General features: G+C 72.3%; 12 protein-coding genes and 3 pseudogenes. 4 read left to right on the top strand and 11 right to left on the bottom strand.

Going from position 1 to position 22,277, the window contains the following annotated elements:
• Positions 1-971: 971 nt before the first annotated feature.
• The 4 genes and pseudogenes from ACGF8A_RS27525 to ACGF8A_RS27510 all read right to left on the bottom strand — a co-directional run.
• Positions 972-1,643: a histone deacetylase gene (locus tag ACGF8A_RS27525; RefSeq protein WP_393112701.1), complete on the bottom strand. Its 672-nt coding sequence runs from the start codon at positions 1,641-1,643 to the stop codon at positions 972-974.
• A gap of 386 nt (positions 1,644-2,029) precedes the next feature.
• Positions 2,030-2,530 (bottom strand): hypothetical protein, encoded by a 501-nt coding sequence (locus ACGF8A_RS27520; protein WP_393112699.1) that lies wholly within the window; start codon positions 2,528-2,530, stop codon positions 2,030-2,032.
• 13 nt (positions 2,531-2,543) lie between these two features.
• Positions 2,544-4,034: an RHS repeat domain-containing protein gene (locus ACGF8A_RS27515; protein WP_393112697.1), complete on the bottom strand. Its 1,491-nt coding sequence runs from the start codon at positions 4,032-4,034 to the stop codon at positions 2,544-2,546.
• Positions 4,035-4,188: 154 nt separating this feature from the next.
• Positions 4,189-4,626 (bottom strand): annotated as a pseudogene (locus ACGF8A_RS27510) (hypothetical protein); the annotation flags it as partial.
• Positions 4,627-4,667: 41 nt separating this feature from the next.
• On the opposite strand from ACGF8A_RS27510, the gene ACGF8A_RS27505 reads away from it, so the two are divergent.
• Positions 4,668-4,970: a hypothetical protein gene (locus ACGF8A_RS27505; protein WP_393112695.1), complete on the top strand. Its 303-nt coding sequence runs from the start codon at positions 4,668-4,670 to the stop codon at positions 4,968-4,970.
• Between the two features lie 143 nt (positions 4,971-5,113).
• Here the strand turns inward: ACGF8A_RS27505 and ACGF8A_RS27500 are convergent, their stop codons facing one another.
• Entirely contained in the window at positions 5,114-7,513 is a 2,400-nt protein-coding gene (locus ACGF8A_RS27500; protein ID WP_393112693.1) for a 2OG-Fe(II) oxygenase, read from the bottom strand.
• Between the two features lie 138 nt (positions 7,514-7,651).
• On the opposite strand from ACGF8A_RS27500, the pseudogene ACGF8A_RS27495 reads away from it, so the two are divergent.
• Positions 7,652-8,041: pseudogene (locus ACGF8A_RS27495) on the top strand (tyrosine-type recombinase/integrase); the annotation flags it as partial.
• A gap of 289 nt (positions 8,042-8,330) precedes the next feature.
• Here ACGF8A_RS27495 and ACGF8A_RS27490 read toward each other — a convergent pair.
• A pseudogene (locus ACGF8A_RS27490) lies at positions 8,331-8,690 on the bottom strand (hypothetical protein); the annotation flags it as partial.
• Positions 8,691-8,994: 304 nt separating this feature from the next.
• Here ACGF8A_RS27490 and ACGF8A_RS27485 point away from each other — a divergent pair.
• A complete protein-coding gene (locus tag ACGF8A_RS27485; protein WP_393112691.1) occupies positions 8,995-9,546 on the top strand; it encodes a Uma2 family endonuclease in 552 nt (183 codons plus the stop codon).
• Here ACGF8A_RS27485 and ACGF8A_RS27480 read toward each other — a convergent pair.
• The 5 genes from ACGF8A_RS27480 to ACGF8A_RS27460 form a co-directional block, all read right to left on the bottom strand.
• The gene (locus tag ACGF8A_RS27480; RefSeq protein WP_393112689.1) at positions 9,540-10,835 is read right to left on the bottom strand and encodes a TIGR02679 family protein; all 1,296 of its coding nucleotides are present in this window, start codon (positions 10,833-10,835) and stop codon (positions 9,540-9,542) included. The two genes, ACGF8A_RS27485 and ACGF8A_RS27480, sit on opposite strands and share 7 nt — an antisense overlap.
• Positions 10,825-14,925, bottom strand: coding sequence for a TIGR02680 family protein (locus tag ACGF8A_RS27475; protein ID WP_393112687.1), 4,101 nt, complete (start codon positions 14,923-14,925; stop codon positions 10,825-10,827). The genes ACGF8A_RS27480 and ACGF8A_RS27475 overlap by 11 nt, the downstream gene beginning before the upstream one ends.
• Positions 14,922-16,364 carry a TIGR02678 family protein gene (locus tag ACGF8A_RS27470; RefSeq protein ID WP_393112685.1) on the bottom strand — a complete coding sequence of 481 codons (1,443 nt, stop codon included), beginning with the start codon at positions 16,362-16,364 and terminating at the stop codon, positions 14,922-14,924. Before ACGF8A_RS27470 ends, ACGF8A_RS27475 begins: the two co-directional genes overlap by 4 nt.
• Positions 16,361-17,926, bottom strand: coding sequence for a TIGR02677 family protein (locus ACGF8A_RS27465; RefSeq protein WP_393112683.1), 1,566 nt, complete (start codon positions 17,924-17,926; stop codon positions 16,361-16,363). The genes ACGF8A_RS27470 and ACGF8A_RS27465 overlap by 4 nt, the downstream gene beginning before the upstream one ends.
• Positions 17,927-18,126: 200 nt before the next feature.
• Entirely contained in the window at positions 18,127-21,294 is a 3,168-nt protein-coding gene (locus tag ACGF8A_RS27460) for a DEAD/DEAH box helicase (RefSeq protein WP_393112681.1), read from the bottom strand.
• Between the two features lie 715 nt (positions 21,295-22,009).
• Between ACGF8A_RS27460 and ACGF8A_RS27455 the strand changes: the two genes are divergently transcribed.
• A partial coding sequence (locus ACGF8A_RS27455) for a transposase (RefSeq protein WP_393112679.1) occupies positions 22,010-22,277 on the top strand: 268 nt, incomplete at its 3' end.

Here is a 22,277-nt window from a genome sequence, read left to right as displayed (position 1 = left end):
GTACGGGCACCGCCGCTCGTCCCCGCACACGTACCGGCACCGCCGCTCATGCCCGCACCCGTACAGGGGCCATCTCCGTCACAGGGCCCACCCCCGTCACAGAGCCCACCCCCGTCACAGAGCCCACCCCCGTCACAGAGCCCACCCCCGTCACAGAGTTCACCCCCGTCACAGAGCCCACCCCCGTCACAGAGCCCACCCCCGTCACAGAGCCCACCCCCGTCACAGAGCCCACCCCCGTCACAGAGCCCACCCCCGTCACAGGGCTCATACAGCACAGGGGACCCCAGCAGCCCGAACCGCAGTCCGTACCGAGGCCCGCCCCGCATCACACCGCCCACAGCCTTCCCACGCATGCGCCCGCGCCTGAGCCCGGGCCCGAGCCGGGCCACGCTCCATCACGACAGGACGGACCACTCCTGGCGGATTCCCGCCCCTGCCCGGCGCCTTCCCGCCGCCCGAGCCCGGGCAGCCACCACCGGAACCCGCCACCGTACCGGCTGGTGAACGCACCCCCGATACGGCCGTTTCCCGCTTCCGGCCGACGGCTTCACGCCGGCCCCGGCCCACGCCACGGGAAACCGTTGGCGACATGTTAGCGATCCGTTGGTGAGGCCTGATGTGATCACATCATCGGATCTGGCCCGACGGGGCGCGCGTACGTCGCGCAGCTCGGGGGAGTGTCGCCGCCGTGGCCGGGTCCGGGACGCCAGTGGGCCCCGGTCGGCAGAGGTGAACGACGGGGGCCCGCGTCCGAAACCGCGAGGCGCGTCCGCCACCCTGGGGACAGACACCGCCTCGCTCCCCGGCCGGCTGCCCCGCCTGAAGCTCCTCGTGGCGTCCGGCATGCGCAACTCGGCCACGTCTCCCGGGCCCACTACCGGCGCTACTACGACCAGGCGGTCGAGGACATCCAGGCCTGCCTCGCCGGCGCCCCGTCCGCACCCTCGGCTGACCGGCGCCGGCACCGCTCATCGGTCCGTGGAGGCCAGCAGATCGGCAACAGCCTGCTCCGGCCAGTGGCCGAAGGCGCCCGGGCAGGCGGCGACGTACGAGGCGACCGCCGCCAGGTCCCACGTACCCGCCGACAACAGGCCCGAGGACAGGAACCGCACATAGGCGCTCGACGGCGGGACCCACCGCACCTCGTTCATCCGCCATGGAGCGGTGAAGGTCAGCACCGGCAGCCCGTCGACCTGACCGGCGCACACCAACGTCTCGTAGCGCCCCTCCCCCAGCACGGCACGCCCGTTCGTGAGTACGTCGACCAGGTCGAGGTCCATGCCCGGATCCCGGTACATCTCCTGCGCGGCGATGTCGAAGAACTGGTCCGCGGTCACCAGGTGGGCCCTGGCCAGGACCCGGCCGTCGGCCCGCGGGTCGTAGAAGGCCCGGCCACCGCCCCACACCGGGGACCTGGTGGCGAAGTACATGGCCCCGGTCAGCTCCACCGGAATCGACCGGGCGGGCATCGCCGGATTGCGGCACCCCGGGTATGCCCGCGCCCCACCCGGTGGTCGACCGCCCCTCAAATAGAAGGCGAGCCGCTCAAGATGTGTGTTCGAGCCGTAGGAGGTGTACCAGACCCGTTCCGGGTGCCAGTCCGTCGGCAGTGCCGGGTCGATGCTGGGGAGAGCCTTCACGCTGACCTGCTCCTGGGGGACACGCTCACTCGCCGGAACCGCCGGCCCGAAGGGACGGACCCGATCTGCGGCACACACACGTACAGGCCGTCCGGCGCGACGGACCGGGAGCGGCGGGCGACCTCGTCGAGCCGCAGCGACGGGCCTCGCCGACGATCTCACCAGGCCACGGCGACGATCCGTACCCGGTCCCGGCGACGATCCGTACCCGGTCCCGGCGACGTCCCTGCGTCAGGGGGCGGCGTCATGGCACGAGCCTAGCCGGGGAGCCCATCCGCATTCCTGCCGGCGTGCCCCGGCGTGAGGGCCGCCGAACGCACCGGACGGGCAGGACCCCGCCTCCCCGGCGGGAGTCCTGCCTGCTCCTCGGCCAACCTGCAGGCCGGCTAGTCCTCGTCGTCGTGCAGGTCCTCCGGCAGCAGATGCCGTGCCACTTGGAGGAGCCGCTCCACCCGTGCCGGAGTGGTCTCCACCTCCTTCACGAGCCAGTAGGCGACGAGGGCGCTGCCCTTGGCCCTGCCCGAGAGCACTTCCTCGTACAGGGTCCAGATGCCGGTCCGTACCGCGTCCTTGCATGCCTCGGCCAGATCGTCGTCGTCCAGGACGACGAACCCCCAGACCAGGTCCAGGAACCGGTGCCGGGCCTGCGGGGAGAGGCCGGGCCCGGCCAGCCCGGCCATCATGGCGCGGGCGACCGGCACCACGGTCCTCGTTCCCCACGTCTCCTGGAAGACGTGGCCCTCGATGCCGCGCGGCTCGGCCTCCTCCCGCGTCCGCGCGCGTGCCAGCCGCAGCAGGTCCCCCGGGACGTGTTGTGCCGACTTGCATCTGCGGCACGGGAGTGTGGACCAGTCGTACAGGCTCAGCTCCATCTCCATGGCGTCCATTTGCTCACTCCCCTCAGAAGCCCTGCTTGTGCCAGATGCCGCCCTCTTCGGGCACGGCGCCCCATTCAAACTGGAACGGAGACGGGTAGTCCAACTGGCATTCCGTGCAGACGGGTTTCACGACGGCGACGGTGCCCTTGTCGGCTTCGGTCGTCACGGTGTACGCGATGGTGAACCGGACCTTCGTGGGGTCACCGCCGAGGGCCCGTACGACATTGCCCTCGGCGCAGTAGCTGGGGCCGGGTTTGCAGCCCCCCGACTGGGCCAGGGCGATGTCGCCCGTCTCGATGTTGTAGCCGCCCGCATAGGTCTTGAGCCTCTTCCTCTTCGTGAAGTTCTTGAGGGCGAAGTCGGCGACCTGGGAGGACGCGCTCTCCATCTGCCCGGCGTGGGTCCAGCCCTCCGGGGCCCTCTGGATCTCCACGGCCGGCGGGCTCTTGCCGCCGACGCCGCGGGTGCTGACATCGGGACGGGGGACGACCCTCGGCGGCGCCGCCTTGGGCGGCTCCGACTTCTTCGCCGCGCCCGAGAACAACTTCCCGAGGACACCCTTGACGACCTTGGTGACGCTGCCGGGCTTGGACGCCGCCTTGGTGCCGCCGCCCACGCCGGAGGCACCCGGCAGGAACGGCACCAGGAACTTGCCGATCCAGTACGAGATCTTGTACCAGGCGCCGCCGCTCTCCGGCGCGCGCACGGTGTTGTAGAGGCTGACCAGACCCTTGCCGGCCCGGTCGTTCTTGATCTTCTGGGCGTTGCCGGTCGTCCAGCCCATCCGGTCGGTGAACGTGTAGACGCCCTCGGCCACGTCGTAATAGCCGTCGACGGCACCGTTCCAGAAGCCGGACGCCGCCTTCTTGCCCTTGTCGACGATGTTGTCCAGCCACTTCCACTGACCGTTGCGGTCGCTGAAGGTGACCGGCGAGTTCTCCGCGTACGCGTAGCCGTTGAGCTGCTGCGGGTCCGTGAGGTCCATGACCGGGTCGACGCTGAGGAAGCGGCCGGTCGCGGGGTCGTACTCACGGGCGCCGAGGTGGACCAGGCCGGTGTCGGAGGTCTCGTCGGTGCCGCCGACGAAGCCCCGGGTCCCGGCCCACGCGGTGGGCGGAGTGCCGCGGACGCCGCCGAAGGGCAGCGTGCGGCGCTGGGTCAGCCGCTGCGTGGCGGCGTCGACCGCGAGCTGCCCGGTGCCCTGGTGGTCGGCGAGGGTGAAGGTGAGGGTCCCGTCGTCGGACCTGACGGCCTGGTGGCCGCCGCCGAGCGGGGTGTAGCGGATCGCCTTCGCCTTGCCGGCCCCCTTGGCGAGGGTGACCTCGCTGTGGCCCAGGTAGAGCGTGGTCGCCGAACCGGTGCGGCCGATCAGCCGGCTGCCGTCGGCACCGTAGAGGTACTCGGTGACCTTCCCGCCCTCGGTGACCTTGGCCAGATGGCCCTCGGCGTCCCACTCCAGCGACTGGCCGCCGCGGGTGGTGGTGTTGCCGGTCGCGTCATAGCCGTAGGACACCTTGGTGGTGGTGCCGTCGGGGCGGCGCGTGGTGACCGAGTCCAGGCCGTGCGGGTGGGCGCTGCCCGGCGCCGGGTAGGCGTACGTCCGCTCGGTGTCCTTGCCGCTGTCACCCGAGGGGTCGTGCAGGGTCTCGGTGAGACGGTTGCCGGTCGACGCCTTTCGCTCCCGTCTCGAGCGCCCTGTCCCTCGCCTCCGTGGCCGCGTCCACCCATCCCCTCGCCTGGGACGACTGATGACCGGACTCGATCCCGAGTCGCGTGTGGAAGCCGTGGACGCCGGTAGTGACGTGATTGATCGACTCGACCAGGGCCGGTGACCTGGTCGGGTTCAGCAACACCTTGGCGTTGGCCGTGCCGACAGCCGCGTTCATCCTGCCCACCAGGCGCTCGGTGGTTCGCGAGATGTGTCCCAGTCGGTTCTGCCCGGCAGCCCTCAGCGCGAGACGGTGTCCGTTCAGCTCCTCCGGCGACGCGTCCAGCACCCGGTCGAGTTCGAGCACGGCGATCGCGTCCTGCAACTGGAAGCACCGAGCCAGAACGGCGAGCCACTCCCGAACCGTGGACTCGGCGTCCTTGGCCGTCGCGGCTAGGGTCACAACCACTAACTGAGATCTCTACCGAACCCGGGGCGGTGTCGGCGGCCACCGACGACGGCAACGGGTGGATCGACGGATTCTGCTGGCTCTACTGCGGACGGCAGTGGACGCGTGTCCTGTGGATCGGCCCCGCCAGAGTCGCCGGCGCCCAGGCACCGATGTACGCGTGCGGCCCCTGCATCCACGAGCTGCAGGAACGGGTCTGGCAGTACCTCCTCAGCAAGGACCGCCCTGGCTCCTCCGCCCAGCCGAGCGAAGCCACCGCGGTGGGACAGCCGACCTCCGGCAGGAGGACAGTCAAGCACCGAGGCCAGAGCAGGTTCCTCCGCCGAGGGTGAGCCCCGCCCTGGTCACGCAGGCGCCCGCCGTCCCCGCGGCGAGAACCCCGTGACCAGGACGCGTCTTGGCGTGCACGCTCTCGGCCATGAACCGTCCAAGACGAAAGCCCCCCTGACATCACGTCTGATATCAACAGCCATCCTCAGCCGCGCGACTGGGGCCATTTGTCCCGCAGCCACGCCAGGTCGGTCTCGGCGCGGGTGCGGGTCGCCTGTTCGCGGGTGAAGACGGCTTTCGTCTTGGTCAGGACCAGGACGTAGGGGCGTCCCTGGCGCCGGGTGGTGTGGGAGACGGGCAGGCCGGCCTGGTCGATGCGGCTGTGGAGGTGGCGGCGGCCGTCCTTCGCCAGCGGCCACTCCATGACGTGGCGGGTACGAGAGGTGAGGAAGGCGTCCAAGTCGGGGCACAGTCCGCAGCCAGTCCGGCATGTCCCGGCCGGGGTGAGGGACCAGTCGTCGGCCGCGCGTACGGGGCGGGTGAGGGCTGCGGCGAGCCGGTCCTCGCAGTGGTCGGCTAGGGTCTGGAAAGCGCGGGCGGCGGGTACGCCGCCGCGTATGGTCGTCTGGTGGCGGGCCGCGGTGCGCAGGGCGGGGAGCAGGCATTCCATGGCGGTGTCCGGCAGGCCGCGCAGCGTGGCGGCGATGGTGTCGGCGGTCTCGGGTCCTGCCGCCTGCAGGACGCGGGCCAGTGATGCGCCAAGCCTCTCCATTCCTGTGCGGCGCTCCGTCTCGCGGCCGATGCCGAGCCAGCTGGTGAGCTGCTGCTCGACTGCTTGCCAGGCGCCCTCGGCCAGCGGCGAGGCCATCGCGTCCCCATCGCCGTCGGCTGCCCGTAGCGCGGTGCACAGGCCGGGCAGCGATTCGAGCCAGGCCGCGCGGTCGGCCCCGGTGTACGCGCCAACCGTGCCGAACCAGCTGCTGACGGCCCCGCGGGCCCACGTCCGTCCGTACCGCGCGGCCGCTGCCGCGAGACCCGGGGCGTGCCGCTCGCCCAGGGTCTCCACCCCGAAAGGCGCGAGGAGCATCGTGGCGGTGTCCGCTTCCCGCAGTCCCTCCGCGACGGGCAGGGCGGCGGCAAAGAGCGCCGCGGCCGCCTCGCCCGAACCGTGGTGCTTCCAGAACGGGGCGAGCGACTGGGCGAGCGTGCGCGCCCGGTCGAGGTCCCCGGCATCCAGGTGGCCCTGAAGTTCCCGCAGTGCGCCCTCGGAGCCGGCCTCGGCGCGAGCCGTGAACGACCGCTGTCGGGGCCACAGGACCACGGCAGCCCGCCGGTACCAGCGGTCGAGGGTGTTGCCATAGTTGCCCATGTAGCCCTCGTACTCGGACTGGTAGGGCGTCAGGTCTTTGTTCTCGGTGGTGGCGCACACTTCGGCGTACGCGACGGAGAGGTTGATCTGCTCGCCGCCGGTGCCGTCCGGGCGGGTCCACCAGCTCAGCGTGATCTCGTCGTCGATCAGCTCGTTCAGTTCGTAGTCGGAGAAGTCGCCGCTGCGGCGGCGCTCGGCACCGGGTTCCCCGTCGAGGTCCAGGAGGCATTCACCTTCGCACTCCTCGTCCTCGCAGTCCTCGTAGTGCTCGACCTCGCCGTAGTAGTCGTAGCGGTCGTACGGCGCATGCGCGTCCCAGGTCTCCTTCACCTCGGCCAACGCGAGGACTGCTTCACAGTCCGCCTCTGCGGCGGCCTGGCGGAGCAGGGCGGTGCGGGTGACGTCGGCTCCCTTGAGGCGGTCCCAGCCCAGGCCGCGCTGGGTGTACTCGTGGTCGAGGAGGTACACGAGGCGGTTCGGGGGGACGGCCTTCTGACGACCGTAGGCGTAGCGCTCTTCGGCCGGCTCGGTGAAGTGTTCGGTCAGGCAGTGGGCCAGGTCGGCAACCGGGCCCCCGTCGTCCTGGCCAGCCGGACGGATGCGTTCGGCGAGGAGGTTCATCGTGAGGGTGACGCGGTATCCGGACTTGACGGGCCTGACCTCGTGCAGACAGTCCGCGTAGAAGGCGGCGAAGGTCAGCTTCTCCCGGGACGCCTGGTGGACAACGCTGCGGCCGGCGTGCGAGACGACGAGTTCGCCGCCGGTGTGGTGCGAGGGCAACGAGACAACCAGGGTGCCCACCATGGAGTCGTCCTTCTCGGAGTCCTGGTGCGGCAGGAAGAACTGGCCCTTGCCGTAGACGAGCAGTGCGTGCGGCTCGGCCCGTAGGACGGTGGTGGGCGGCAGGCCGAGCGCGGTGCGGACACCGTCGAGAACGCCGTTCAGAGTGCGGTCCCAGTCGGCGCCGCCGAGCGTGATGCGGTCCGGGGTGATCTCCCAGGTGTCGCGGACGCTGGTGTCGGACAGGGTCTGCTCGCCCCGGCCGAAGGATGCCTGCCGGGCCTGCGCGATCAGTTTCTTGGTGACCGGGGCACGCAGCGGCAGCGGCAGTTCCCCCACCCCGTCGACCTCGATGCGCAGCGCGCGGGCCGACATCTCGATACGGGTGCTGAAGTCCCCGCGCCGCTGTGCGTCGACGAGCAGCTCCGCCAACTGCTTCCGCGCTCCGTGTCCCATACTGTTTCGTCCCCAGGGGTGCAGCGTGCCGCATGGCCTGTCACGAAGACCCTAACGCCGCGGGCGGTCCTTGTTCCCGGGCTGTTGGTCATGCGGCTTGGGTGAGTATGGGGCGGAAGCGGATGGTGTGGACGCGTAGGTGTTCGCGTCCACCCGGGCAAGGTGACGGACCTTTTCGAGCGCCTCGTCGCAGCGTCCGGCCTCCCACCGATCCGGCTGCACGATCTGCGGCACGGCGCGGCCACCCTGATGCTGGCCGCCGACATCGACATCAAGATCGTTTCGGACACGCTCGGGCACAGCGACACCCGGATCACGCGGGACATCTACCAGAGCGTCCTGCCCCAGGTCGGCAAGAGCGCCGCCGAGGCCACCGCCAAGTTGGTCCCGCTTCAGCGCAAGGCCGAGGCAGAGAAGGCGGCCCGCAAGGCCGCGAAGGCCGCCAAGAAGGCCAGGGCCAAGAAGAACGGCAAGGGCAGCGACAAGCCGAAGAACAAGGCGAACGCCCAGGCCAAGGCCAAGAAGTAAACCAAGCGCCGGAGGCCCGAGAAGTAGGTCCGGCCGCGCTCCGCTCACGCATCGCTCACGCAAGCCATCCCACGGCTCCCCGGCCGCGCGCCCCGCTACGCCCCGAGCAAAAGAAAACCCCAGGTCAGCGACTATCTGACCTGGGGTTTGATGGAGCCGCCTTCGGGATTCGAACCCGAGACCTACGCATTACGAGACCATGAGCGATCATGTTGCCGGATACCGTGTGATGCCGCCGAGTAATGTCGTGCCTGATCAGAGCGCTTGCGGCAGGTTGCCCCCTGCTACCTCATGCTGCCCCGTCCAGAGGCGTCCGGCCACCGAGCGGCCACCGGATCGGGCACTCCCGAAGCAACGGGTCTCGGATCGTCGAGTTGTCGGACTCGGACAAAGCCCCCCCACCTTCGGAACAAGCAGGTTGGTGGGCCGCGTCGCGGGCGGGTCGGACGACGAGCGCGGTGAACAGGCGGCAGATCTCGTTGCAGGACAACGGGATCAGGTCGTCCGGCGTGGGTCGGTGTGCGTGTTCGTCGGCGCGGACGACGGCGAGGAAGGTGTGGGCCGGCATCGCAAGGGTGACCCGGCGGACCCAGGCGGGGTAGCGGCGGACCTGGTGCTCATCCAGCCCGGCCGGCCCTGGTGACGACTGATGCCGCCAGATGCCGTTGTTCCTGATCAGACCACATGCGTCGTACTGGACGCCGGTATCTCGTACTGCACCGTCGAAAGGCGTCCGGCCACCCCGTGGCCACCCCGGGAGGTGCCCGCCGCCCCTGGACGTCACCCAGCGCCACCTGCTGGGTCCGAACACTTACGGGCCCAGCGCACGCCCCGCGTCGCAGCGTCCGCTCATGCGGACGGTTCCCCCCTGTGGTGCGTCGCACGCCACGGAAGTGCACCCGTGGGACGGCTCTGTCCGCCGTATCATGACGGCACACGGGAAGGAGCTCTCCATGAGCGTGGACTCGATCATGCACACCGAGTTCCCCAAGGGGTACACGGTCCTGTTCGGGGCCGACGGAAAGGTGATCATGACCCCGCAGAGCGAAGAGCACTCCAGCACCATCAGGTCGATGCAGATCGACTCTCTCGCTCTCGGCCGTCACGCGAAGGTCACCTCCGACGTCTACATCGACTTCCCCGCCGACGAGAACTCGGCCCCCGACCTGGCCATCCTGCGCGAGGACGCACGCAAGGAGGGCAAGCGCTACAGCTTCGAGGACGTCCTGCTGATCGCCGAGGTCGTCTCGACCTCCTCCGCACGCAAGGACTACGACGACTGCACCGCCAAGTACGGGCGCCATGGCATCCCGATCTACCTGATCGTGGACCCCTACGCCCAGGAAGTCGTCCTGCACACCCAGCCCACCGGGTCCGGCTACATCGCGGCACACACCCACGCATACGGCACCGGCAAGCTCCCCATCCCCCTCGCCGACGGCCGCACCTTCGCCCTCGACCTCGACGAGCTCCCCCGTCCGGAGCCGGAAACCGGCGCTCACTGAGAAGACGCCGGCCGGGCCAGGTCTGACAGGAGTGCGGGCAGGAGGCGTTCCTCCATGACCGTGCTGCCCGACGCCTCCATCGCGAGGGCCAGTCCGGGGTCCCAGGGGCTGGTCGTGGGCGGTCCCGCGAGCGGTGTGGACTCGCCCTCACCGAGTGCGGCCGTGTAGTCGGCGGCCGTCATCCGCCAGGGGTGGGCGCCGTGGCGGGCCACGGCGTCCGCGGTGATGCGCAGGCCGACCCAGTCGAAGTCTGCGCGCCAGTGCAGCCGGGCTCCCGCGCGTACGGCATCGCCGAGCAGTTTGTGACAGGCGGCGGACGGGACGCCCTCGGTGCAGACCAGGGCGGCGCCGGTGTCCTGCAGTTCGCCGGCCGCGGCGCGCAGGACGGCCGGGTTCTCGCAGACGAAGATGGTGCGGGCTGCGGGGACGACGGGGTCGGTGGCGAGCTGGTGGAGGGTGAGTCGGAAGGGTATGCCGAAGCCGGCGGCGTCGCGCAGCCAGTCGCAGACGACGGTGTCGCCCCTGGCACCGATGTTGAGGACGAGTACCTGGCTGGCGAGGTCGTCCGCGATGGCTCCGGCGCTCTCCCACAGGGCGCGCCGCCCGGCCCGGTCGCGCGGTACGGCGCGGCCGTCGCCAACGCGCTGGGCAAGGGCGCGCAGGACGAGCTGTTCGAGCGGGGTGCCGGGAACCAGGGCCTTGGTGTCGCCGGTGGCCCATTCGGCGAGGACCGGAAGCGGCAGGACTGCGGAAGACCGTTCCGGCGAGCCCGTGCAGCGGTCCCCGTCGCCGCAGAGCCGTTCCAGGACACGTGCCGCCGCGTCGAGGAGCGGCGCGTCCCCCCGGCGTACAAGACGGGTGAGGGTGCCGTCGGCGGCGATCCGCTCCAGCCAGGCGGCGAACCATCCCTGCCCGGCGAGCCTGCTGGAGCGGACGGATTTCAGGGCCTGGTCGCGGCGCGATTCCTCGTCGGCCCGTTCGGCGGGCCGGTCTCGCAGCGAGCCGTGGAGACGGCCGAGAGTCTGGAGGAGACCGGTGCCGTAGCGGTCGTACAGGTACCCGTCCAGTTCGCGTATGGGTACGGCGAGACGTCTGGCGGTCTCGGGCCGGTAGCGGCCGGTGATGCCGATGACGGTGCGGCGCTCGGCCTCGCTGGGCCCCGTGAGCCCGATGTCGCCGTCGAGCGCGCCGCCGGTGCGCTCCAGTCTGCGGTGGGCGGCGGCGAGCAGCCGGGTCCATCCCTCGCCCCGCAGCTCGTCGTACGCCGACGGCTCACGCTCAGTGGACAACCGCGGCCCCCTCGGGCACCGGGACCCGCCGGGTGCCGGGCGAGCCGAGGGCCACAGTGAGGTCGCCGGTGTCGTCGGCGAGGAGCCGGTCGCCGTCCCAGACGAGCAGCAACGCGGAGACGGTGTGGTCGACGGCGGTGTGCGCGAGGTCGTAGTGCGCGGCGGCGGACACGGAGGCGTGGGCGGCCCACAGATCGTAGCCGGTCATGAACAGGTCGAGGTCGAACTGCGCGGCCAGCGACATGAGTTCACCGCGCCCGGTGTCGTCCACGCCCGCGAAGGCCTCGTCGAGGGCGAGCAGGCGCGGGGCGTGCGGGTGGGCGGAGTTGAGCATGGCGTGCGCGGCGGCGAACAGCGGCAGATGGAGCGACACCGACTGCTCACCGCCCGACAGGCGGCTGTGCCGGGCTCGGGTGAGCCTCTCCTCCGTCTTGTCGGGGCGTACCAGCTGGAACGCGAAGTGCCGCCAGCGCCGGTAGTCGAGAACCTCGGCGAGCAGTTCGCGGTAGGGCTGGTCACGGTGGCGGGCGCGGGCGTTCTTGATCTGCGCGGCGAAGTGCGTGCGCACCCGGGCGAGACCGTCCGGGCCGAGGCGGACGGCGTCGGCGTCGAGGAGGGCGCAGACGCCGCGCTGTTCGTCGTCGAGGTGGTCGGCGAGCAGCCAGCTCACCCCGACCGTCGTCCCCGAGGACATGGTGCGCCGACGCATGTCCGTGTTCATCCGCCGGATCAGGTCGCGGGCGTCGATGGTGCGGTCGTGGATCTGCTGGGCGAGCCGGGTCAGCAGGGCGTCCTCCAGGATGCGCTGCTCGGACTCGGAGAGCAGTTCGGCCTGGTCACGGCGGTGGGCGGAGATCTTCTGCGCGAAGGCCGACACCGGCAGCGGGCCCTCCTCGTCGGCCACACGGACGAGGATGACCCCGTCGGAACCGTCCCACTCGGGCCGGTAGTCCTGCCCGGCGGCGGCCAGCTGCGCCTGCAGGTCGTCCAGGGCCTTGGTGAGACGGGTGACGGACTGCTTGAGGCTGGATTCGGTGGGGGTGAGGTCGCGGGTCGCGGCGAGGATCGCCTCGTGTACGGCGGCCACGGCCGGCGGGAGTGTCTCGCTGGCCCAGTCGGCCTCCTGGGCGGGCCAGGCGAGGTCGGGCGGGCAGCGCAGGATGTCGAGGAGTTCCCTGACGGCATACGGGCGCAGGGAGCGGGCGGTGTCCTTCTCCTCCGCCGCTGCGACCGCCCGGGCCTCGGCCGCGGCCGTACGGCGGGCCTCGGCCGCGGCGGTACCCGCGATCGCGCTGTGCTGAGCGGTGCGGGCCGCCTCGGCTTCCCCCACCAGGGCGTCGATGCCGTCCTCGGTCTCCTGCACCTGGCGCATCACCTCCTGCGCCTCGGCCCCGACGGCCTCCTGGAGGGCCTCAAGTCCTGCGGCCTCCTCGGTGTACCGGCGGCGTGCCGCGCGCTCGGTGTCCGCCGCCGCCTCCTCGTCCTCGGCGGCGACGGTGAGTCGGTCGGTGGCTGCCTCGGCCGCCTCGCTCTGGCGGGCGTGTTCGCGGCGGCGGGCGGCCAGTTCGCGGACCGCCGTCTCGAAGGCGCGGGTGGCGGTCTCGACGGCGTCGACGCGGTCGGTCTCGATGGCGTGCTCGGCGGCGGTGCGGCGCAGGGCGCGCTCGGCGACCGAGCAGGCGGCCACCGACTCGTCATACGTGCCCTGGGCGGCGTCGGCGGCGTCGCGGGTGGTGCGCAGCCTCGCCGCGGCCCTGTCCAGTTCGCGCAGCGCCTCGGTGATGCCGGTGGTGCGGGGCAGGGCGGCGCGGGCCGCGGCGTACCCGTCGAGGGTGGCGTCCGTACGGGCATGCGCACGCGCCAACTCGTCGAGCTGGGCGGAGAGTTCGGCCAGGCGCGTCTCGCAGGCGGCGATCCGGGCGGCGCGCCGCCGGGCACGGGCGGTCGCGCCGACGTACTCGGCGTGCTCCTTGCTGTGGGCACCGACCAGGACACCTGCGGCGTACCGGCCGTCGGGGCTGATCTGCGGGATGCCGGTGTCGAGGTCGCCGGTGACGGCAACGGATCGCAGTACGGCGGTGATCCGGGCGGCGGTCGGGATCGCATCGCCGGCCTCGGGGACCTCGGGGCGCAGGAGGTCGGCGAGGCTCGGTCCGCTCACCGGAGAACCGGCTCGCAAGTAACCCTCGCTGCGCCCGGCCGCCACGGGGGCGTCCTCGGCGGTGAGGAGGGCGTCGAGCAGGCCCGATGCCTCCAAGGCGGCTTCCAGGTCCGCCCGCTGACGGTCTGTCAGGTAATCGTCGAAGTCGACGAGCCGCCACAGCGGAACACCCCCCTCGCCGGGCGCCCTCTCGGCAGTGCGGCCACGGGCCTGGGGCGGGGCGTCGTCGTGTTCGGCGGCGATCCGGTCGCGTTCGGCCTCCGTCTCGGAGCGGCGGCGCTCGACATCGGCGCGCTGGGCGCGCAGGGCGGCGAGGGAGTCACGCAGTTCCTGTACGGCGGAGGCGGTGGCCTCGGTGAAGGCGTCCGCGAGCGTGACGGGCACACCCGAGCTCTCCGCCTCGCCGGTGAGTTCGAGGGCTTCGGCGAGTCGGCCGACCCCCTCCTCGGTCAGCAGCTCACCATGCGCCTCCGCCCACTGTCCCAGTGCCTCACGGGCCTGTTCGCGGGCGGATTCGAGAGCCGACTCGGCGGCCGTCTCGGCGGTTTCGGCCGCGCTGACGGCCTCCTCGGCACGGTCGAGCGATACCCGGGCGAGGTCACGGGTCTGCTCGGCGCCGCGTGCCGCCTGCTCGGCGCCGCGCACGGCCCGGACGCCCTCGTGGCGGGCCGCGGCCAGCGCGGCGGAGCGGTCTGCGAGGCGGGCTGGTTCGGCGTCGGCCGGAGTCCAGGGCAGGCCGGCGGTGTGGGCGTGGTCGGCGACCGTGGCGGCGTCCCGGGAGACTGCGGCGTCGAGTTCGGCGGCGAGCCGCGCGGCGTGCTCGGCCTCGGCGCGGGCGCGGCCGGTGGCGGCGCTGCGGCGTTCACGTTCGGCGCTCGCCTGCCGGGCGGTCTGCTCACAGGTGCGCACCAGGCGTTCCAAGTCGGCGAGTTGCTCGACGGCCTGGTAGGCGGCGGAGGAGCGCAACTGGTCGAGGCGGGCGCGCTGGGCGGCGAGCGAGGCGTCGGCCGATTCGGCGCGTGTCTCGGCGGCGGCCTGCTGGTCGTGGGCCGCCGCCAGGTCGGCGGCGGTGGTGCGCAGCGCGGCGGCGCGCTCGGCGGTCTCGGTACGGCGGGCGGTGAGCCGGTCCGCGGCGGCGCGGGCGTGGACCCGCAGGTAGGTGGAGTAGCTCGCGAGGAAGGCGCGGGTGGCGTCGTCGGCGGCGGCCAGCCCCTCCAGGGTGCGCTGCACGGACTCCATGTCGTCGAAGGAACGGGCCGCCTCGGCGATCAGGTCGTCGTCGAGCGGGCGCAGACCGGCGGTGAGGGTGTCGGAGAGCTTGGCCGGGTCGAGGTTCTTGGCGAGCTGCGGGCGGCGCAGCGTGAGGATCAGAGTGAGCAGCTGCTCGTACCTCTCCGGGCCGAGACCGAACAGGCGCTGGTCCACGGCGGCGCGGTAGTCGGCCGTGGAGGCGATCAGCTCGCGTCCGAGTTCGGCGGCGAGTTGCTTCTTCGTCATCGGCCGGTCGTCGTGGGTGAGGAGAGAGAAGTCCTCGCCGACGCGGCCCTCTGCCACGAAGTGCCAGCGGGCGGGTGTGTCACGGTGTCGCTGAGCGTGCAGCCCGATGCCGCAGGTGACGGCCTCGCCCGTCTCCCGGTGGGTGAACTCGATCCAGACGTAGCCGAGCGCGCTGTCCTGCCCTCGGAAGAGCAGGTTGGACTTCATCGTGCGGTCCTCGGCAGCGAACGGGTTGAGCCGCTTGGGGTCGATACGGCCGTCGAGGACGAAGGGGAAGAGGACTTCGAGGGCCTTGGTCTTGCCGGATCCGTTGGGGCCGCGCAGCACCAGCCAACCGCCGGCGAAGGAGAACTCCTCGTCCCGGTAGTCCCACAGGTTGATGATCCCGGCGCGGGTAGGGACGTAGCGCGCTGCTGGGGCGGGGGTGCTCACGGAGTCGGGTCCTCGGCGGTGTCGTTGACGGTGTCGTCGGCGAACAGGGCGGTCTGAGAGGGCGGCCCGGCCACCGTACGGGTCTTCACCCGGGCCGTGACCCCCCGATAGCGGGCGATCAGCGGCAGGGCGAGGGCCCCGCCGTCGACCCGGGCGATCAGCGACATGGCGGCCAGCAGGTCGAGCGCCTGGCCGAGCAACCGGTCCGGGTCGCCCCGCAGATCGGCGGCGAAGCCCGCGCCGTACTCGGTGGTGATCTCCTTGAGCCTGCCCCGCAGCCAGGAGTCCGTGACGAAGGGGTAGCGGGTCTCCGCCGGCTCCCGGCCCTCGTCGTCGGGCGTCTCGTACACAGACACCTCGTACGCCGACTCCTCGTCCGGCTCGGCGAGTTCGGCGACCAGTCCACGCGACGGCAGGGCCGCGTCGATACGCCGGGCGCGGACCGTCAGGCGTTCGGCGGCGGTGGGCGCGGGCAGCAGTTCGGGGGCATGCCGTCCGGAACGCTGGACGGCGGCGCTGATCCGGGCGGCGAGCAGCAGCGCGGCCTGTGCGACGGTACCGCCGCCGGGGAAGCGGATGTCGGACAGCCGCCCTGAGGTGTCGATGAGCGCCACGCCCTCGGCCCGCCGCTCCACCGTCAGCCCGGTCAGCCGCTCCAGGTCCTCGGCGAGGGCGGGCGCCCGCAGCTGGCCCAGGAGCTCGGTGTCGGCGTCGGCGTAGTACGCGACCGGGTTCTCCAGCACCAGACGGCGGGTGCGGCGGGCCTGGTCACGGCGCTGGGCCGCACGCCCCGCGGACATGCCCAGCGCGCCGGCCGAGTCCAGGAGCGCGGTGACCGAGGTCAGGTGCTGCAGGACGCGGGTCGGGTGGTGGACGGCGAGGAGGATCTCCCGGTCGATGTCGTACAGGGCCTCGGCACGCTCGGGATCGCCGGCCCAGGCGGTGGCGGAGCCGTCGGCGAGGGTGAGCGCGCCGCGCTCGGTGAGCCAGGTGACGGCGTCGACGAAGGCGTCCCGGTCGGGCTTGCGCGCGGTGTCGAGCCCGAGTCCGCCGATGCGTACGGCGTCGGCGGCGACCGCGTCGGCCAGCTCGCCCAGCGCCACCTGCGCACCATGGCGGCCCAGGGCCGCGAGGGTGAGGACGAGGTAGGCGTAACGGCGGCGGTCGAAGGGGCGTCCCGCGCGGGTGAGGGCCGGGCGGGTAGTGTCCAGGCCGTCCTGGGTGCGCTGCAGCCGGGCGGTGTCGGCGGTGGTGACGAGCCGGTAGCCGAGCGCCTCCATCAGGTCGGTGCGCAGCTGCCCGGCCCAGCGGCGTACGGTCGCCAGCGCCGTCCTGTCGGGGTACCCGGGCGTGATCAGCGGGTGCCGCAGGACGAGGCGTACCGCCTTCTGGTAGTCGGCGAGTTCGAGCGGGGAGACGCTCTCGGCGACGCGGCTCATGCGGTCCTGTCCTGTCGCTGGGTGACCTCCAGGCGCAGCCCGTCGAGATGGAGGCGTCCGCGCACGGTGTCGACGGTGGTGGAGCCCTCGGCGGGGGTGAGGGTGAGCCGTACCCCGTGGGCGGAGCCGGAGGCGGCGGTGACCAGGCGACTGGCGGGGACACGGGCGGCGAGCGCCACGTCCAGCAGGGCGAGCAGGGCCCGCGTTTCGAGCTCGTCGAGCGTCCGGCCGTAGACGCCGTCCGATGCGAGGGCGTTCGCGGCACTGCGGCGCTCGGCCTGCTCCTTCACTTGCTCGGCGCGGAGCCGGGCCCGCTGGTCGTCGTTCCGCTCGATGCGGCCGGGGCCGTGCAGAGCGGGGGTGCGGCCGGACTGGACCAGGGTGCGGGCCAGCTCGACCGGTTCGGCCTCCCACCAGGACGTACGCCCCGGGATCTGCTCGGGATCGGCGTACGGGACGGCGATGTGGCGGGGCGCGCCGAGCCCGAACACCGCCTGGAACAGGGCGTGCGCGTCCTCGTCGCTCTCGCAGGAGGTGAACCACTGGGCGAGGTGGCGCAGTTGGCTCTCCCGGCTCACCCCGCCCCGGCGCGCCTCGGTGACCCGGCGCAGCAGGGCGAGGACGGAGCGGATCGCGGTGACGGTGGCGTCCTGCAGCCGTTCGGTCTCGCTGTGCTCGCGCTCCGCGAACCAGTGGACGATGCCGTCCCACCGGTGTCGCCAGTCCGCCAGGCGCTCGGCGGGGCTGCGGAAGAGCCGCTCGTCGGCCTCGGCCGCGTACTCGATCATGCGGTCCACACCGGTGGCCGCCGCCTTCTCGACCGCCTCGGCGAGCAGCGGGGCGTAGCGCCCGAGTTCGGCGGTGAACTCCCGCATGTGGGCGAGGAGCGTGTCCTTGTGGGCGAGGAACACCTCGGGCCGGGTGTCGTTGGTGCGCGCCAGGTCGCCCAGCATGAGGTAGAAGCGGGCGGCGCGCTGCGCCATCTCGTTCAGCACGGAGTCGAGACGGCCGAGCTTGCGGTACACCTCCTCGCCGTCGCCCGCGGTGTTGGCCTCGGCCAGCGCGCGCAGGTCACCGAGGATGTCGGGGAAGACGAGGCGGGAGAGCTGGGCGTCCTCCAGGCTCGCGCCGAGCACGTCCTCCACCGCCCGGTACGCCCGGTACCCGGCCTGGGTGAACTGGTACACGTAGTGCCGGTTGCGGTACTCGGCGAGGTTCGCGGCGCGCGTCCCGTCGTACGACCGGTCCAGCACCTGCCAGTCCGCGAGCGCGTCGAGCAACGGCTGCACACCGGCCGCCCCGCCCACCGCGCCCGCGCCGGGATGGTCGGCGACGAGCCGCTCCAGCAGTCCCACCGCGTCCGAGGCGTGCAGCAGCACCTGGTAGTTGGCACGTCCGCGGTCGAAGGCCCGCAGCAGCCACAGGTACTCGTGACGCTTCTCGGCGGCGGCGAAGTGGAACAGCCGCAGCCGGTCGTCGAGGGAGAACGCGTCGATACCGAACGCGCCCTCGTCGACGGGGTCCGCGGCATCGGGCTCCGGGACGTCGAACTCGTCACTCACGGAACTGTGGGCTTCCCTTCTCCCCTGCTTCGGCTGGTACACGTCCGGCCGAAGGTGTACCAGCCGATCCACACCAGTCTGCCGCACCCCGCTCGGTGTGTGTGAGCCGCTTCTCGGCCCATGCCACTTGTGCTAACGTGCGCCCGTTTCACGCTCCCTGCCGGGCGGTGGCCCCCGTAGGGACCCGCCCTGCGGCCGGCTCAGCGGCGGATCGCCGCGTATGCCCCGAGCCACCCCGTCCCCAGCCGGTCACCACCCCTGGTGAAGACGGCCGCGCCGCTGTTGCCGGGCGAGTTTTCCGACGGGTCGTCGGGCGGCAGGAGCAAGGTGGCCGCCTCGCCGTCGCCGCTGTGCAGGGTGGTGGTCGCGCCGTTCCACAGCCGGATCACCGAGCCCGGTGGGGCCGCCACCCGCAACCTGTCCTCCCGCAGGTCCAGGTGGACGCCTGTGGCACGCTCCGCGAGCAGCGCGCGGTAACGGTCCGGGGGCAAGGCGCAGTCGTTCGGCGGTGTCGTCCCACTCCAGTCGGGGGCGTCGACGCCGCGGGCGCGGGCCGCGCGCCACATCCGGGGAACGAGATCGGGCGCGAGCGGGGCGGTGGCCATCCGTTCGCACATCCACAACAGCCGTCCGGCCCCACGGCCGGGCCCCAGTGCGCGCCACCGGATGCGCTGGGCCAGGTCACCGGCGACGACGGCCGCCCACGGGTGGACCGTCCCGATCAGGCCCTGCTCGCCGAGCCAGGCCAGGTAGCGCTGGGCCTCCTCCAGGATGCCGGTCATGGAGTCGACGGGGATGCCCAGCACGTAACCAGGACGACCGCGGAAGAGGCCGGGGCGGTCGGCGACAAGGTGGAGGACCGCGTGGGCGAGGTCTCCGGCCACCGGCTTCGGCTCGTCCCGCGCAGGCTCGTCGGTCTCCTGCGGCTGCTCTTGCTCCTGCTCCGCCTCGCGCAGTACGCGGCGCAGTGCCGTACGGGCCCGGTCGGTGAACGGCGCCTGTTCCAGCACCGGGAGGCGGGTGCTGAGCAGGGCCGTCAGGGACCGCTCGGCGGTGAAGGGGTCTTCAGGCACCGGGGCCTCTCGCACTGCGGTGGCCAGTTCGTGGGCGAGGGCGGCGTCCACCATGAAGCGGCTGGTCAGTCTGCCCAGCGGGCTCGTCTCCCAACGGTCCTCGCCGGCGGGGGCGCGCAGACAGCCCGCCGTCGTGAGGAACGCCGCCGCCTCACGCAGGGGTTCGACACCGGCGTGTCCCTGGTGCGCGGCCAGCGTCCCCGACCACCACCGCTCCGCCTCCTCGACCGTGGACACCCGTTCCTGGACGGCCCCGGCGAGGAGGTGGTCGGGCAGGTGGTCGCCCAGCCGTGACCGGACCGTGTATCCGGCGGCGAGCCGGGCCTGCCAGTGCGCCCGATCCCCCGGGTCGGCGAGCAGGAACGCCCAGCCCTCGCGCTCCCCGGCGCCGATGCGGCCGGCCCGCCCGAACATCTGCTGGACCATGGACACCTCGACGCGGTCCAGGCCGATGGTCGTGTCGGCGACGATCACGGCCCGGGCGGGGAGGTTGACGCCCGCGGCGACGGTGGAGGCGGCGACCAGGATGTCCGCCTCGCGGGCTCGGAAGGCCTGCTCGGCCTCCCGCTTGTAGGGCCAGTCCCGGTAGTGGAGCCGCACCCCGGCCTTGGTGCACAGCCGCTCGACGAGTTCGGCGTCGTCCGCGTCCACGCCGGCGGTCGCCGCACCACGGTCGGCGGCCAGCGCCAGCGCGGTCGCCCGCACCCGTCGCTTGCTGCCGCAGAACACCAGCACGCTGCCGCCGTCCGCACCGACCCCGCGGGCGATTCGTACCGCGGCCTCGGTGCGGACGGCGGCCCGCGCCGCCCAGTCCGCCTCGTCCGCCGTCGGCAGGACCGGCAGCTGCCAGGTCAGCCGGGTGGGCCGCCATGCGGTGCGGACCAGGCGGGCGCCCAGCCACTCGGCCACCTCGTCCGCGTTGGCGACCGTCGCCGACAGCCCGACGATCCGCGCGCCCGCACTGTCCTCCCGTACCCGCGCGAGCAGCGCCTCCAGTACGGCGCCACGCACCGGATCGCCGAGGAGATGGATCTCGTCGACGACCAGACAGCCCACCTCGGCGAGCGCGTCGCGCAACGATCCCGCACGGCAGATCGCCTCGAACTTCTCCGTCGTCGCCACCCACACATCGGCCGCCCGGATCAGCCCGGAGTCCACGGCGGCCTCCCCGGTCAGCCGTACCACGCGCAGACCCCGGCGCCGCCACAGCTGGAGCTCCCGGTCGAGTTCGTCGGTGAGCGAGCGCTGCGGCACCAGCCAGGCGGCCTTCTCGCCCCGGGCGTGCGCGTCCAGCGCCGCGACCATGCCGATCGGGGTCTTGCCCGCGCCGGTGGGCGCCACCACCACCAGATGCCCGGCGCCCTCCCGCAGGACCGGCACGGCCGCCGCCTGGGCCGGGTTGAACGACGGATGCGGCAGTAGTGCGGCCCACTCGGCGGGCACCAACTCCCCAACGGGCACGTACGCATCGCCGTCGTCCTCCGGCAACTCCTCCACACCGTCCCACTGCGCGGCGAAGGCATCCCTGGCCGCCACCGCCCAGGGACCCGCGGCCGGGACAGCTCCACCCGGACCGACCGCGACCAGATCCGTACGGCCGCCCAGCTCATTGACCGTACCGATCTCTTCGGCCTCTTCCCAATAGCGGCTGACCCGGTACGGGACGCCTCGCTCCGCGAGCCAGGTCCGCAGCGGGTCGTATCCCGGACCCTCGGGCAGGATCACCCGCACGTCCTCCGCCGCCGCGACCGCCTCCTCGGTGGGGCGCCAGTCCGGATCGGTCACCTTGCACCACAACAGGGCCCGCTTCTCGGCCTGCTCCGGCACGGCCAGGTCGTCCGGCCACGCCGGCGGGTGTCCCCCGCACATTGCCCCGGGGAACTGCCCGGGGACGCGGATCGCGGTCACGCTGACCCCGGGACCACTCGGGCAGGGCCCCAGCGGCACAGACACGGCCGCCGAAGACGCGGTCGTGAGCTGGTCGTACGTCTTCACCCCCAGGTCAGCGAGACTGAACGCAGTGGGGCAGCCAGGACAGACCAGCGCGGCATACCGGTACACCCGCCCCTGCGACTCGTACGGCCTGCGCAGCGCGTGCAACTCCCCCTCGCAGACGGGACAACGGCGCTCCACCCGTTCCTCGTAGGCCCAGCCGGGCTCGAAGAACCGCGCCGGGAGCACCCCGCCCAGGGCGACACCCCACCGCCACCGCACCACCTCGGTCACGGACCCCTCCGCGCCCGTCCCCGACTGTGCCGGGACCCCCTCGTCCGTCACTCCGTCCGCGCCGCGCATACCGCGACTGTGGCATGCCGTGATCCACGCCCGCAGGCGGTTCCCACGTCTTCCACCACTACGGGTTCCACCACCATGAGCGCGGCCTGCGCTCAACCGGCCAAGGGAGTCACGACCTCGCCGCGCGGACGCCTACGGATGGCGCATTGCCGAGCGGCCACGACAGCACGGCGCCCTGACCAGTATCCGCCGAACCCACGTCATCCCGCACCGTGCACCAACGCCGCACAGATGGGCCTCGGCTGGATCGGCCGTCACGGCTGTTGTCGTAGGTCGCGAGGTCCAGGGCCGACGGAGCCGAGGCCGCCAAGGCAGTCGACGCGGCCGGTCACGCGTACACGACCGCGCGGGCGGCCGAGGACGCCGGAGCCTCCGCGCAGCAGGTCGCCGCACCGGCCGACGACGCGATCCAGCTCGGTTCGCCCTACTGGGACGGCCGTTAGAAGCCGTATCCCTATCGATCACGAGGTCGGTTTTGATCGAACATGGCTCATGAGTGGGTGATCTTGACTGGGTAGGTGCATGAAAGCAGGGCCTCCGGTGCAGCACGAGGGTTGCGAAGCCGAATTGTGTGCCCCAGGAGGCCCTGTTGTTTCAGTCTTGCGTGGTCACGGTGGTGCCGTCCAACTCCGGCGCCCGGGAGTGTGATTGCCTCGCTCACCGGTTCGGGAACGCGGCCGACCGCCCGCGCCGGGCGCGGACGTATCCGTCGGACATGACGGACGCCGAGTGGGTGGTGGTGCGCGACGCGATGCCCACCCCGGCGTGGCTGGAGGGCCGGGGCGGGCAGCCCGAGGGCTACTGCCACCGCCAGATGCTGGACGCGATCTTCTATGTCACCGACAACGGCATCAAGTGGCGCTCCCTGCCTGCCGATTACCCGCCGTGGGACCGCGTGTATGCCTACTTTCGCAGGTGGCGGAAGGCGGGCCTGGCCCGGGAGTTCCACGGCCGGCTGCGCTGCAGGGTCCGCGAGGCCGAGG

It is taken from the genome of Streptomyces sp. NPDC047706 (genome assembly GCF_043204795.1).
GTDB lineage: Bacteria > Actinomycetota > Actinomycetes > Streptomycetales > Streptomycetaceae > Streptomyces.
The sequence above is the reverse complement of the archived record's forward strand: the minus strand, read 5'-3'. Positions and strand labels throughout refer to the sequence as shown.